The following is a 13,619-nucleotide window of genomic DNA, read 5'->3' on the forward strand; positions in this document are numbered from 1 at the left end:
TCAATTTGCTTTTTATCGCTGATCTTTTTAACCAGGCTTTCAATTTCACCACGCAGTTGTGCATCGATAGGGTAAGCTGTAACAACAGATGCTTTACTGATTCCCTTATATTGGTTATACGCATTATGAAACTCACGGGCAATTGCCGGTAATAGCGGCTCACGGTTCTTCTTTGTGATGATATCAAAAAAGGCAAGCGTTAACGGCTCAACTTTACCTGTAAAAAGTTTGGCCATGATTTGGCGCTTCATGTCGTGGCGAATTACAGGGCTGCGCAGCATGACGGAAAAGGATCGGTTTTCATCACAAACTTTAGTGAATAAACGCATGTCCTGGTAAACTTTGTCCAGCGACTTTTGCTCCTCTGCCAGGCCGAGCAATGACTTTACGTAACGTGATGCTACCCGTGCTTCTGCCATGGCATTAATTAAGTTTCAATTCTTTGATAAATCCTTCCACCAGTTCCTTCTGTGCTTTGTCTGATGAAAGGTTTTTCTTCATCAGTTGCTCGGCAACCTGAAGGGAAAACATGGCCACCTGCACACGCACATCTTTCAGGGCAGCTTGCTTCTCAACCTGAATAGCCGCGCGGGCATCATCAATAATTTTATCCGCTGCCTTTTTTGCCTCGGCCTGCGCATCATCCTTCATGCGGTTGGAAGCTTCGCGGGCTTCTTTCAAAATTTTGTCGCGCTCTTCGCGGGCTTCCTTAAAAAGTTTTTCATTGTCGGCTTGTATGCGCGCCATTTCGGCACGCGCACGCTCGGCTGTTTCCAGTGCGTTCTTAATAGATTCCTCACGCTCTTTGAGCGATCCGAGTATTGGCTTCCAGGCAAAACGGGCCAGCAATAGCACCAGTAACAGGAAAACAAATGCTTGCCAAATGATGAGGCCGGTGCCGGGTGTTAGAAGTTCCATATATCTTAAATTCTATAGGTGTTTCTTTAAAATGAAGGACTTGCCTGGCCCATTGCCATTGGCAAGTCCTTCGTGGCCATTAGCCTTTGAACGAAATCAGCAAGCAAATAACGAGTGCGAAAAGAGCAGCCACCTCGATAAGTGCAGCGATGATCAGCATGGCGCCCTGGATTTTACCAGAAGCTTCAGGCTGACGTGCCATACCTTCCATAGCGGAGCCACCGATTTTACCGATACCGATTCCAGCGCCAATTGCAGCCAGACCAGCACCGATACCAGCGCCCATAATTGCATAGCTGATGTCCAATAAAAGTGCAGTTAACATTTTGTTATGTGTTTAAGTGAAACAAGCCCTGGCGTTTCCGCCAGGGATATCTTTAAATAATCTTAGTGATGCTCGTGATCGGCCGTAGCCATACCAATATAAAGCGATGTGAACAACGTGAACACATATGCCTGTATACCGGCCACCAACAATTCAATAAGATTTATAAATAATACAATGAGGCTTGATACCAGGCCCACTGCAATACTTTGAAAAATAAAGGCCAGGCTTATTAAACTTAACAATACAATATGCCCTGCCGTAATGGCCACAAAAAGACGAATGGTCAATGAGATGGGCTTTGTAAACACACCTACAATTTCAACCGGGAGTATAACTAACCTTAAAGGCAACGGCACACCGGGCGTCCAAAAGATGTGACCCCAATAAGCTTTGTTGCCATTCACATTAGTGAGAATGAATGTAAATACAGCAAGCGTTAACGTAACTGCAATATTTCCTGTGAGGTTACCTGCGCCCGGCAACAGCCCTAATAAGTTTCCAAAAAGGATAAAGAAGAAAAGTGTGAGCAAGTAAGGAAGAAACTTTTCGTAATGGTGACCAATGTTTGGCTTTACAACCTCATCGCGAACAAATACAATAATAGGTTCAAGAAACGATTGAACGCCACTGGGAGCCTTGCCCGAATTTTTCTTAGCGGCCTTAGCGGCTGAAAGAAAAACCACAACAAGCAGTGTTGCGTTGATCAGCAACATGGCTACGTTTTTGGTAATTGAAATATCAAATACTGCTTTACCCGAATCGGCTAAATAAATATGACCATGGTCGAGCTTGTAGCCATTGTATTCTACTACATGGTGATGCTCATCATAAAAGTTTTTCGATGAGAATATCTCAAGTCCACGTTCAGCAGAGTATACGATTACCGGCAGGTAAAGTGTACCGTAATGCCCATCCCAAAAGTGCCAGGTGTGGTCGTCCAAAACGTGGTGAATAATCACTTCGCTGGCATTGAATGCACCACCTTCTTCGGCCGATCCGGAAGCCTTGGAAAAAGAAGAAAAGACAACAGAAAATACGAGCGCAACGGTTAAAAAGAAAGAACTGAATTTTCGGGTTAAAACGCTCATTTTGGCCAGATTAGGGGGTTTAAAATCCGACCGCAAAGGTATTAATTAAACCATGAGAATGAAATGTTTTGATTTTTTTTTGGGCTGTTTCAGGTGTTCACTTTACGCCACAAAAAAACCACTTCCAGTGCCGTAAAGATTATGTAGGCGATCATGAAAAACACAACATTTTCGATGGCTCCGGGACGATCTTTCCAAATAACAATTCCCAGGTAAACTCCATACGCCAAAAGCTTAAGCGCAATGGTAGCCAGGTAAAGTTGAACAAAAGAATCAGGGTTGCCGGAACGTACCTTTAGCAAGAAGTGGTAAAGTCCACCGGTTCCAATGGCCAGTAAAGCCAGGGTTTGAAAATAGAACGAAGGCTGATGCGCAAGAGTCATGCCCACAACTACGGCCACTACAACTACAATCCCAATAGCGATAAGAAATCGAAGCACAGATCAGGATTTATCAATTGACCGGTACAACTGAAACATCATGCCCCCGAAGGCAACAAAAACAAAAACGATTAAGAAAATCGGGTAATGCAATTGCAGGTATTGATCCAGTTGATAACCGAGCCAGGCGAACAACCCTATGGTAACCAAAAGCTGAAGGGCCAGGCTACTGTATTTCAGGTAGCTGTTATATGGTTTTGGCTTCTGTTCCTGCGAGGGATCGTGATGCTCCGAAGCCATTGTTTTCACCTATCTTAATTTCCTTAATGGTGGCACCCATTTTACAACTGCCATTAAAAACTGCTCCCGGCTCAACTACCAGTTTGCCGGTAAAAATATCACCGTGTATAACAGCCGTTGCTTTTAGCACCAGCAGCTCGGCAATTTCAATCTTGCCTTTTACTTCGCCTTCGATGTCGGCATTTTGTGCGGTAATGTTACCATGTACCTGCGATGATGTACCCAAGGCCACTTTGGATTTTGACTTGACATGCCCCGTAACTTTTCCTTCGATGCGGATATTCCCGTACGTTTCTATGTTGCCCTCCAGGAAAGTTCCCTTTCCAATGGTGTTACTGGAGTTGCTGATTTCTTCGGCTACGCGTTTTTCTTCTTTTGAAGTAAACATGATTCTTAAAAGTTAAAATGTTACGAACTCTTCCGGATTAAGCGGGTTGCCGTTGTACCACAATTCAAAATGAAGGTGCGGTCCATCCGTCATTTCACCACTGTTGCCAACAATAGAAATGATTTCTCCTCCGTTCACAAAAGTACCAACTTTTTTATAGAGTTGGGCATTGTGCTTATATACCGAGATGAGGTTGCCCTTATGCTGGATCATCATGACATACCCTGAGTCTTGCGTCCACGAAGCAAAAATAACGGTACCATCGGCTATGCTCTTTACAGGTTCATTGGTTTTGGCAACAATGTCAACACCGTAATGGCCGCGCTTGGCATCGTATTGATCGGATAGAAATCCCGTAAGCGGAGAAAAGAAAAACGTTTCCTGCAACTCGCGGTATTTAACACTGGCCAGGGTGATCAAAGCCAAATCCGATTTTTCAAATTCTTTTCGAAATGCAGTATCTGCGGGAGCTAGTTTTAATTCGGCAGGCTTTACTAATGCCTGCCCATCACCGCGTAAATATTTTGCCGGGTCACTGAAGTTTGCCGTGTCCCCACTTAACACCCGTTGAATGCCCAGAATAAACTGGTCTTTCCGGTCAACTTCCAGGTAAAGGGAATCAACTTTTTGATCAAGCTCGATCAATTGCTTGTTCATTTGCATTTGTGCAAACCGCGGATCGAACCACTTGGCCAAAATGGTTTGCGCTAAAAAAAGGCTTATACCGAAGATGATGGCAAATATGATAACTGAAAAAAGAATTACTTTGGAGTAGGTAAACCCCATGCTTGTTTTTTCAGCAAAATTCTCCTCATTTCGGATAACCAGCTGATACCGGTTGGTTAACCAGTTCGATAATGTCTTTTTTGGCTTCAAATCACGATTTTAGCCCACAAAAGTAGATATTCTACCGGGAATTAATATGGAATATTCGTTTTTTGCGTTTCTAATGCGTTGAGCTGCAAGCCCTTGAAAATTGTCCCCATCCATACTATTCTTTTGGCCTTTGCCTCCTTGCTTGTAGCAGGGTGCTCCTCTGAATCAACAACGTTTACCAGCAAAGCCTTTCACAATACCACTGCGCACTATAATGGATACTATTATGCGCTGGAAGAGATCACCAAAATCGAAAACACTATACGAAAACATCATAAAGATGATTACAACCGTGTGCTTCGCCTCTATCCGCCCCTTGACTCGACCCTGGCAAAAAGTTATGATAAAGATGTTCAGGAAGCCATTAAGATGGCCTCTATTGCCATTCAACGCCACCCCAAAAGCAAATGGGTTGATGATAGCTACATTCTCGTAGGCAAAGGAAGGTTATACAGTTTGGACTGGGGCAATGCTATCCAAACCTTTAAATATGTTAACACAAAAGGTGCCGATATAAATGCCCGCCACCAGGCCTTGCTGTGGTTGGCCCGGACCTTTACCGAGCATGGCGAGTATGGCAATGCCGAGGCCACGTTCGATTTCCTTCAAAAAGAGAAGTTAAGCAAGACCAATCTTAAAAATCTTTACCTCGAAAAAGCTTACCACTACCAGGTGCGTGATGATGATGACCGTTTTGTCAAAAACCTTACCGAAGCTGTGCCGCTCTTAAAGAAGAAAGACAGGCCCGGAAGGATCTATTTCATACTCGGGCAAGTGTACCAAAAGCTTGGGTTTGAAGCCGAGGCTTACAACTATTTCAGGAAGTGCATTGAAACCCATCCTGAATACGAGGTTGATTTTTACGCCCGCTTATACATGGCACAGGTGGCCGAGATTTCAAAAAGCAGGAACATTGCCAACGCACGCAAATCGTTTAAGAAACTTTTAAAAGACAGTAAGAACAAAGAGTTCAAAGACAAGATATACTACGAGATGGGCGTGTTTGAACGCAAGCAAGATAACGTCAAAGAAGCTATTGAAAACTACAAGCTGGCGCTTCGTGAAGGCAACAACAAACAAATTGATGGTGAAGCTTACCTTCGGTTGGGTGAAATTTATTACGACACCCTTAAGGATTACGAGAAAGCCAAGCTTTATTACGACAGCACGGTAACAACACTAAATAAAGACTATGAGGATTACCCCGCTATTAAATCACGGCAGGAAGTGCTTGCAGAATTCGTCAAGCATTTGAAAACGATTGAATGGCAGGATAGTTTGCTGGTGTTGGCCAAGCTGGATTCGGCTGCGCTTATGGTGCATATTCAAACCATGCTCGAAAGCAAAAAAGAGCCGGAAGCCAAGCCGGGAAAAAAGAAAAAAAGAAACCGCATTGACATTAGCCAGGTAAGTTCATCCTTTACTACGGCAACATCATTGGAAGGGACCGATTGGTATTTTGGAAATGCCTCCGCGCGTGCCTTGGGGCAACAGGAGTTTAGGCGAATTTGGGGCAGCATACCCCTTGAAGATAATTGGCGCAGATCATCACGGGCAGTACCGGTAGCACAACGCCCCAATACTATTGTTGGATCAGAAAATCAGCTTCTTCCATCTACAGAAACAACAGAAGATAAAACCGAAGCCGACCCGGTGTTGAGTGAGTTTAATAAAATAAGTAAAGAATTACCCAAAACACCCGAACAGGTTGAGGAGGCTTTGGAAAAAATTGAGGATGCTTACTTTTTATTGGGAGACATTTACTATTTCAAACTACAGGAAAAACGCAATGCCGTTAATACGTATGAAAAACTACTGGCCCGTTTTCCCAATACCCATTACCGACCTGAAGTTTTATACAAACTTTACCTGATGCATAAAGAGGTTCAGCCTGAAAAAGCCGAGCGTTATGCCCAGGAACTAACAAGCGAATTTCCGGAAAGTTTGTTCGCCAAAATCCTTATTAACCCCGATTACTTGTTGGAATCGAGCCAGGTCGTTGAATTACAAAAAGCACTTTATCGGGAGGCTTACCAAAAATTTGAAACATGGCAACTCAACGAAGCAATAGCATTGATCAATAAAGCCCTTGCAGAAGAAAAAACAACCTTCACGCCTAACCTTGAATTGTTGAAAATACTGGTTATTGGTCCATCCGAAAGCCTCGCCCAGTATCAATACAATCTTGATGAATTTATAAAAAATAATCCCGAGGCTGAAGTAACTTCCTACGCTAAAAGACTGTTATCTGCTTCACGTGATTTTGAGTTAAAACGCGAAAAGGAAAGAGGCATCCAATACAGTACCTCGTTTGATGAACCCCATTATTTTGTAATGGTTTATAAAACGGAGGCGAAAATGGAAGACATCGCATCAAAAACAATGGATGCTTTTAACCAGGCGAACTTTAAGGAACTTAGCTTAAAAGTCAGTAATCTGATCCTTAACGAAGGTCTCTCCATCACCTTTGTTTCTGACTTGCCGAAAATGAAAGCAGCCCTTGAGTATTACCGCACGTTTAACGAAAAGCAGCCTTCGCTCAACGCTTTAAAGAACCATAAATTCAATACTTTTGTAATTACGAAAAACAATTTCGATATCTTTTACCGTACAAAAGGCCTAGATGAGTACCTCCAATTCTTTGAAAAAAACTATAACCCGAAAAATCCATAGTGCCTTAGGGTTAAAGCTTCCGTGGTTTAAACGAATCGTTAAAATCATTTGGATTCTTTTCTTCTGTTTCATCCTGGGGTTTCCGCTTTATATCTATTCTGTAAGCATTGATTTGTTTGGGCTGTTCGGTGGCATGCCTAGCTTAAAATCCATTGAAAACCCGGAGAACGACCTGTCTTCTGAATTGATTTCGGCTGATGGTGTTTCGCTTGGCCGGTACTTCCGATACAACAGAAGCCAGGTTTCGTATTACAACCTTTCAAAAGATTTGGTGAACACACTTATCCTTTCGGAAGATCACCGGTTTTATAGCCATTCCGGTATGGACTTTATTGCATACCTGAGGGTACTTAAAGGCCTGTTAACGTTTAGTCCTGCCGGTGGTGGCAGCACCATTACACAACAGCTCGCCAAAAATTTGTATACACAAAATCCAAACATGGGGCTTGACGGTACGTTGGGAAAGTTAGGCCGGACTCCCCGAAGGGTAATACAGAAAACAAAAGAATGGATTATTTCTTACCACCTGGAAAAGAATTTCACTAAAGAAGAAATTATTGCCATGTACTTGAATACCGCGGAGTTTGGAAGCAACGCCTACGGCATTCAGGTAGCTGCTGAAACCTACTTCAGTAAAACCCCTGACAGTTTAAATGTACAAGAGTCGGCTGTACTCGTGGGTATGCTGCAGGCCATTACCCGCTTTAACCCAGTGGCCAATCCTGAAAACTCACTACGAAAACGAAACGAAGTGCTGGCAAAACTGTATTACCACGGCTACATAAAATCACGCGAAGCATACGACTCCATTAGGGCATTGCCTATTGTGTTGCAATACCGGGTGCAAAACCAAAACGAAGGTTTGGCAACTTACTTCCGGAGTGTTATCGGGCAGGATTTGATGGCATGGTGCAAAGCCAGGGGAATTGATTTGTGGGAATCGGGGCTAAAAATTTATACAACTATTGACAGCCGCATGCAACGCTATGCTGAAGAGGCCGTAGCGGAGCACATGAAATTTTTACAAGGCGATTTTGATACACACTGGAAAGGGAAAAATCCATGGATTGATGAGAGTGGAAATGAGATAAAAGGCTATTTGCAATCACGTATTAAACAAACCGATGCTTACAAAAACTTAGTGGCGCGGTACGGTGCCGATAACGACTCGGTAAAAATTATGCTGAACCTGAAAAAGCCCATGCGCATATTCACCTGGAATGGCGAGCGTGATACACTTTTCAGTTCAATGGATTCATTAAACTACTATAAGCGCTTTTTACATACCGGCTTAATTGCCATTGATGCCAACACCGGGGCAATTAAAGCCTGGGTTGGTGGTGTTAATCATAAGTATTTTAAGTTCGATCACGTACGGCAAGGAAAGCGACAACCCGGCTCTACCTTCAAGCCTTTCGTTTACGGTGCTGCCCTTGAACTTGGGTATAACCCATGCCTCGAACTGACTGATGTTTCTCCGGTATTCAATGTTCCGGGCGGAACATGGTATCCTCCAAATTCGGATGGCTCGCGGGGAACTGGTGAAAAAATGACCTTGCGCCAGGCCATGGCACGTTCGGTAAACTCTATTACCGCACAAGTAATGAAAGAGATAAAAGAAAAAACTGTTGTTGAATTTGCGCATCGGGTAGGTATCTCCAGCACGCTGGATCCTGTACCCTCACTTTGCCTCGGTGTAAGTGACGTTTCGCTTTACGAAATGGCCGGGGCTTATGCCACGTTTGTTAATAGCGGCATTTATACCGAGCCGTACTACATCACCAGGATAGAAGACAAGAATGGAAACGTGATTGAAAGTATTGTACCTAAAACCCGCGAAGCGATTAGTGAACAAACTGCCTATAAAATGATTTATATGCTGCAAGGTGGGGTGGAAGAAGAAGGTGGTACATCACGCGGGCTAAGTCGAGATTTAAAAATTGATAATGAAATTGGCGGAAAAACCGGAACCACCAACAACGCTTCCGATGGTTGGTATATGGGCGTTACCCACAACCTTGTATCCGGTGTGTGGGTTGGTGGCGATGAACGGAGCATCCATTACCGTACCTGGAGCTCCGGACAGGGATCACGAACCGCACGCCCCATTTGGGACAAGTTCATGACAAAAGTCTACAGAGACGAATCCCTTGATTACAAAAAAGGTCAATTTAAAAGGCCCAAAACGGGGCTTGATATAACCTTAGATTGCTCCCGTTATCCGGGTGCCGATTCCATACAGGTTATTGACCATAAGCCATGGGATGACTTCAATTAAAGCTCAACAGCATGCTGCATGATGAGCTTAAAGAATATTCCTTACGCCTACCCGATTCGCCTGGTGTTTACCGGTTTTACAATACAGAGAACCAACTCATTTATGTAGGGAAAGCAAAAAGCCTGAAAAAAAGGGTTAGCAGCTATTTCTCTAAAAGCAGCGGCATAAGCCGAAAAACGCTAAAGCTTGTTTCAGAAATATCAAAAATTGAATACACCGTATCGAATACGGAATTCGATGCGCTGTTACTGGAGAATAACCTGATAAAACAAAATCAACCGAAGTACAACATCCTGCTCAAGGATGATAAAACTTTTCCATACCTGTGTATTCTTAAAGAAAGGTTCCCCAGGATCATAGCCACAAGAAAATACAATACAGGACAGGGCGAATATTTCGGGCCGTATGCCAGTGTTGTGGCCATGAAAAGTGTTTTAGAGCTGATCCGAAAACTGTACACCATCCGCACATGCTCATTGATGTTAAGTAAGGCAAATATTGATCAGAAAAAATTTAAGGTATGCCTCGAGTTTCATATCGGCAATTGTAAGGGCCCCTGTGAAGCACTTCAAACTGAAGAAGATTATCTCCAGGACATTGAACAAGCCAGAAACATCCTAAAGGGGAATTTGAGTATCGTGGAGAACCACTTCCTCCAACAGATGAAAAAGGCAGCGGATAGCCTGTCTTTTGAACGGGCTCAGTATTATAAAGAAAAGCTGGAAGTTCTGGAACGGTTTCAAACCAAATCGTTGGTTGTTAATAAAGACCTTACCGATATTGATGTAATTACTATTACCAGCAAAAATGAATTTGCTTATGTCAACTACATGCTCATTAAAGAAGGGGCAATCATCTACTCCAAAACAATTGAGATCAAGAAGTCGCTGGATGAACCCGATGATGAATTGCTCGCCTTTGTCTTGATTGACCTTCGCGCAAAAACCATGTCTTTAAACTCTTCAGTTTATAGCAATTTACCCATTAATGTTTTGCCGGATGGTTTAGAAAATATTGTTCCAAAGATTGGCGATAAAAAAAAATTGGTTGCGCTCTCGCTTAAAAACGCACTGGAAATGCAAAAGGAGCGGGAACTTCTTCGCACTGAGAAACGATCACGGAACAATGAAGTAATCGAAATCCTGCAAAAAGACCTTCACCTGCAACATGCACCGCGCACTATTGAATGTTTTGACAACTCCAATTTTCAGGGAGACCAGCCGGTAGCCTCCATGGTACGCTTTGTAAACGGCAAAGCCGATAAAAAGAACTACCGTCATTTCAACATCAAAACCGTAACAGGGCCAAACGATTTCGAATCCATGAAAGAGATTGTAGGCAGGCGGTATAAACGGCTCGTTGAAGAAGGGGAAGAATTCCCTGACCTGATTTTGGTGGATGGTGGCAAAGGCCAACTGAGCAGCGCCTGTGAAGCACTAAAAGAGCTTGACCTTTATGGCAAAATACCCATTGCCGGAATAGCTAAGAAGCTGGAAGAAATTTATTACCCGGAGGATCCATTGCCCTTGCACATCAATAAAAAATCACCAGGGTTACTTTTACTGCAGCAGATCCGGGACGAAGCCCACCGGTTTGCCATAACCTTTCACCGGCAAAAAAGAAGTAAGGCACACCTTACTACGGAGTTGGATGAGCTAAAAGGAATTGGTGAGAAAACTATTACAAAGCTGCTTCAGCATTTCAAATCAGTAAAAAAGATCAGGGAAGCGCGTTTTGAAGATATTGAGAAACTCATCGGGAAATCAAAGGCACTAAAATTGTTCAGCAACAAAAAACCCTGACCGTGTGGTCAGGGTTTTTTGTAATGATCTCCTTAGGCGTTAGAATTCCCACAAATTATGCTCTTTTTCCATCAACATAATTTCAGCCCACTCACGCGCCCATACACTTTCATAATACGGACGGTTATTATTCCTGTAAATATCCTCTATCCTGTAATCATCAGGGTTTTCAATCTTGTAGATTGTTCCCTTAAATAACCTGAGCAAAAACGCGTCAGCAAAATTTTTATTTTCAGCCGTATTCTGACGATTAAACCAAACTGCCTTTGCAGGGTTGTTGCGAAAAACTTTTTCGATGTCCTTATACTTAAACCAGCCAAGAGGCTTGTAAGTAGAGGTATTTTGATCGTACGCCTGCATTTCAATGGCCTGAATGTCATAGTACAAGCGTGATCTTCTCCGATCGAAAATAACGTCCTCAACGATGTTGATAACATCAATTTCCCTTGGCAAGAAGGTTAAGCCTTTTCCTTGAGTAGTAACCAGCCACTCACCGCCAGGAGACTGAGATGGATTAGTGCCCCTGTTTGTATTAACCTGCAGTTCGTAGTTTTTCCCATTGAAAGACACAATATCAGTTTGGTAATAAGTCATTGTTGGATCCCATGCCGGAAAAGTTTGGCCTTGCTGAGAAACAAGGTTAGCCAAAAACTCGTCTTTTGTGTAAACACTGGATTCCGACAAAGAGTCGCTCTTGTAAACAACCGCAATTTCCCCGGATTTAACGGCATCCATTAACAAACGGGTAATTTCACCATTGGAAGCAAAAAAACCTTTGTTCTGCTTTTCCTTAAGATCCATAATTCTCCATACGCGCAACTTATAAAGTTGCTCATAACGTGGAATCGGATTTAAAGAATTAGGGTTGTACTGAACCTCCTCTGGCTGCGCAAAGAGAACCACAGGAGTAATTAGCGCCAACACATAAAAAAATCGCTTCACAATGCTTGTCATAAATTTTTATTGAATTGGAATGGTTATGATGTCATTTCCTGAAACCGTAACAGGTTCAGCGTTTCCTTTAAAGGTCATGCGCACCACAGTTTTAGGTTCAACAATTATCCTGTCACCAGGGCGCATCAGTGCACGCCATGCACTTAGGTCTATAATTTCACTTGTCATTGTCATTTCCTGAACACGCTGCGTTCCCCGTGCGAGAATCACAGACATGTTACGGATTCGGAAATTAGCATCCTGTGGAACTTCAGCCTTAAAGTTTTCGTCAGGATCCGCATTGATACGTAATCCTGCAATCGCGCCAGCCTTAACACCATTTTTCAAATCGATATCACGGCCATTGTTATCCTTGGCAATAATGCGGGGGCGAGGAACATTCTTCACGTCAAATTGCTCAGTGCCAATGAAGGTTCCGGAATTGTTAACCGAAACATTTACCTTACGTTGGCTTGGGATAATGATGACATTTCCGGTCTTGGGGCCTTTTTGAATCTCGGCCCCTGTGGCAGAAAATGTAGGGTTATAGTTAGTGCCCAAAGCAGGTACTTCAATGTTAACACTATTACCACAACCCATATAAAGCGTTGGGGCCGTTCCAGTAGTCACCCGTATTACCGGCTTGGCGACAAAGTATTCTATCGTCTGCTCATAAACTTCATCGTTCAGCTTAATTTCAGCTTTGAACGTTTGTTTCGATAAACCTTGCGCATCATAATTGCCTCCGGCTGCAGTAAACTTTAACCTTCCCATTTTAATTCCGGTAGGGTTATCCACTTCAACGGGAATAGGTTTTCCATTGTAAGTCATCTCGGGGCTCAAGGCAGAAGATGAAGCAGAGATAAACATATCTGCTTCGTAAGGAGCACCAGCCGCTACAATGGAAGACTTAGGCCTAACCATTGGGATAATATTTTCAAACGCCACGCGGGCAGCACCAGCCTTTTCGGCAAGTTTTCGCAACGCCACTGATTCATATTCCAATACCTCCGTTTGAATTTGAGAAACGGATGCCAATGCAGCAATTACAGGAGTGTTTTCAAATGTGAACGTTAAAAAATCCTTTCTGACGTGATCCGGATCGGACGCAAAAACAGGGATATCCTTTGGGGCCTTTGCCAGTGTCTTGAAATTTTCGCCCGTTAATGAATTCAATTCTTTAACGTAGTTATTCAAGGTTGTTTCAAATTCCTTTCCCCACTTATTCTTCTTGTCGATCATCATGGTGGCTACCGCAGAGCCATGATTGTTAATCAGGCTCTCGTCCACTTTATCGCTTCCGGAAACCTTCAGCATCTCTTTCTTCAATTCTTCAATCCACTTATTCGTATTCGTGGTGAGATCGCGCACCTTTTGGGCACTCTCAACCGCGGCTTTAATCTCCGGCTTTTCGCTCTTACCGCCTTCCTTTAAAATGGTTGCTAGCTGGCTTTGATTAGCCTTATCGGTTTCAATTACCAACTGGCTAAGCGTTTCATTTATAATGGCAAACTTTTCAAGTACTGCACTACTCACCTGAAGCGCCAGAAGAGCGGTTAGTACGAGGTACATCATACCAATCATCTTCTGCCTGGGGGTTTCTTTTTTACCTGCCATTTTTTTCTGGTTTTATCGTGTATACTAAATCTTAAACC

At 43.2% G+C, this 13,619-nt stretch carries 13 protein-coding genes; 3 read left to right on the forward strand and 10 right to left on the reverse strand.

The features are described from left to right. The 8 genes from atpH to KIT51_00040 all read right to left on the reverse strand — a co-directional run. The coding region (atpH, locus tag KIT51_00005; GenBank protein ID UYN86710.1) for an ATP synthase F1 subunit delta at positions 1-419 on the reverse strand (419 nt) is incomplete at its 3' end. Positions 420-423: 4 nt separating this feature from the next. After that, positions 424-918 carry a F0F1 ATP synthase subunit B gene (locus KIT51_00010; GenBank protein UYN86711.1) on the reverse strand — a complete coding sequence of 165 codons (495 nt, stop codon included), beginning with the start codon at positions 916-918 and terminating at the stop codon, positions 424-426. A 79-nt stretch (positions 919-997) separates the two neighbouring features. After that, positions 998-1,219 (reverse strand): ATP synthase F0 subunit C, encoded by a 222-nt coding sequence (gene atpE / locus KIT51_00015; GenBank protein ID UYN88439.1) that lies wholly within the window; start codon positions 1,217-1,219, stop codon positions 998-1,000. An 86-nt stretch (positions 1,220-1,305) separates the two neighbouring features. Continuing rightward, positions 1,306-2,334 carry a F0F1 ATP synthase subunit A gene (atpB, locus tag KIT51_00020; protein ID UYN86712.1) on the reverse strand — a complete coding sequence of 343 codons (1,029 nt, stop codon included), beginning with the start codon at positions 2,332-2,334 and terminating at the stop codon, positions 1,306-1,308. An 89-nt stretch (positions 2,335-2,423) separates the two neighbouring features. After that, complete coding sequence (locus KIT51_00025; GenBank protein UYN86713.1) at positions 2,424-2,774, reverse strand: hypothetical protein; 351 nt, start codon at positions 2,772-2,774, stop codon at positions 2,424-2,426. A gap of 3 nt (positions 2,775-2,777) precedes the next feature. Continuing rightward, positions 2,778-2,954, reverse strand: a complete 177-nt coding sequence (locus KIT51_00030; protein ID UYN88440.1) for an AtpZ/AtpI family protein — start codon at positions 2,952-2,954, stop codon at positions 2,778-2,780. 7 nt (positions 2,955-2,961) lie between these two features. Next, positions 2,962-3,402 (reverse strand): polymer-forming cytoskeletal protein, encoded by a 441-nt coding sequence (locus KIT51_00035; protein ID UYN86714.1) that lies wholly within the window; start codon positions 3,400-3,402, stop codon positions 2,962-2,964. A 12-nt stretch (positions 3,403-3,414) separates the two neighbouring features. Next, positions 3,415-4,188 (reverse strand): peptidoglycan DD-metalloendopeptidase family protein, encoded by a 774-nt coding sequence (locus KIT51_00040; GenBank protein UYN88441.1) that lies wholly within the window; start codon positions 4,186-4,188, stop codon positions 3,415-3,417. Positions 4,189-4,371: 183 nt separating this feature from the next. On the opposite strand from KIT51_00040, the gene KIT51_00045 reads away from it, so the two are divergent. From KIT51_00045 to uvrC, 3 genes are read left to right on the forward strand one after another with little or no spacing between them, the layout of a single operon-like run. Continuing rightward, on the forward strand, positions 4,372-6,951 hold the full coding sequence (locus KIT51_00045; GenBank protein ID UYN86715.1) for a tetratricopeptide repeat protein: 2,580 nt from the start codon (positions 4,372-4,374) through the stop codon (positions 6,949-6,951). Beyond that, positions 6,902-9,229 carry a transglycosylase domain-containing protein gene (locus KIT51_00050; protein ID UYN86716.1) on the forward strand — a complete coding sequence of 776 codons (2,328 nt, stop codon included), beginning with the start codon at positions 6,902-6,904 and terminating at the stop codon, positions 9,227-9,229. The genes KIT51_00045 and KIT51_00050 overlap by 50 nt, the downstream gene beginning before the upstream one ends. Positions 9,230-9,240: 11 nt before the next feature. Further along, positions 9,241-11,031: an excinuclease ABC subunit UvrC gene (uvrC, locus tag KIT51_00055; protein ID UYN86717.1), complete on the forward strand. Its 1,791-nt coding sequence runs from the start codon at positions 9,241-9,243 to the stop codon at positions 11,029-11,031. 39 nt (positions 11,032-11,070) lie between these two features. Here uvrC and gldN read toward each other — a convergent pair whose 3' ends face one another. Both gldN and gldM read right to left on the reverse strand, forming a co-directional pair. Next, positions 11,071-11,985, reverse strand: coding sequence for a gliding motility protein GldN (gene gldN / locus KIT51_00060; GenBank protein ID UYN86718.1), 915 nt, complete (start codon positions 11,983-11,985; stop codon positions 11,071-11,073). 6 nt (positions 11,986-11,991) lie between these two features. Continuing rightward, positions 11,992-13,581 carry a gliding motility protein GldM gene (gene gldM, locus KIT51_00065; protein ID UYN86719.1) on the reverse strand — a complete coding sequence of 530 codons (1,590 nt, stop codon included), beginning with the start codon at positions 13,579-13,581 and terminating at the stop codon, positions 11,992-11,994. Between the last annotated feature and the right edge of the window lie 38 nt (positions 13,582-13,619).

It is taken from the genome of Cyclobacteriaceae bacterium (assembly GCA_025808415.1).
Lineage (GTDB): Bacteria > Bacteroidota > Bacteroidia > Cytophagales > Cyclobacteriaceae > UBA2336.

Bases quoted from the DNA above. Each gene is read 5' to 3' on its own strand.
- uvrC (UYN86717.1), top strand. From the start codon at position 9,241: ATGCTGCATGATGAGCTTAAAGAATATTCCTTACGCCTACCCGATTCG.
- gldM (UYN86719.1), bottom strand. From the start codon at position 13,581: ATGGCAGGTAAAAAAGAAACCCCCAGGCAGAAGATGATTGGTATGATG.
- atpB (UYN86712.1), bottom strand. From the start codon at position 2,334: ATGAGCGTTTTAACCCGAAAATTCAGTTCTTTCTTTTTAACCGTTGCG.
- KIT51_00010 (UYN86711.1), bottom strand. From the start codon at position 918: ATGGAACTTCTAACACCCGGCACCGGCCTCATCATTTGGCAAGCATTT.
- KIT51_00050 (UYN86716.1), top strand. From the start codon at position 6,902: ATGAGTACCTCCAATTCTTTGAAAAAAACTATAACCCGAAAAATCCAT.
- KIT51_00035 (UYN86714.1), bottom strand. From the start codon at position 3,402: ATGTTTACTTCAAAAGAAGAAAAACGCGTAGCCGAAGAAATCAGCAAC.
- gldN (UYN86718.1), bottom strand. From the start codon at position 11,985: ATGACAAGCATTGTGAAGCGATTTTTTTATGTGTTGGCGCTAATTACT.
- KIT51_00040 (UYN88441.1), bottom strand. From the start codon at position 4,188: ATGGGGTTTACCTACTCCAAAGTAATTCTTTTTTCAGTTATCATATTT.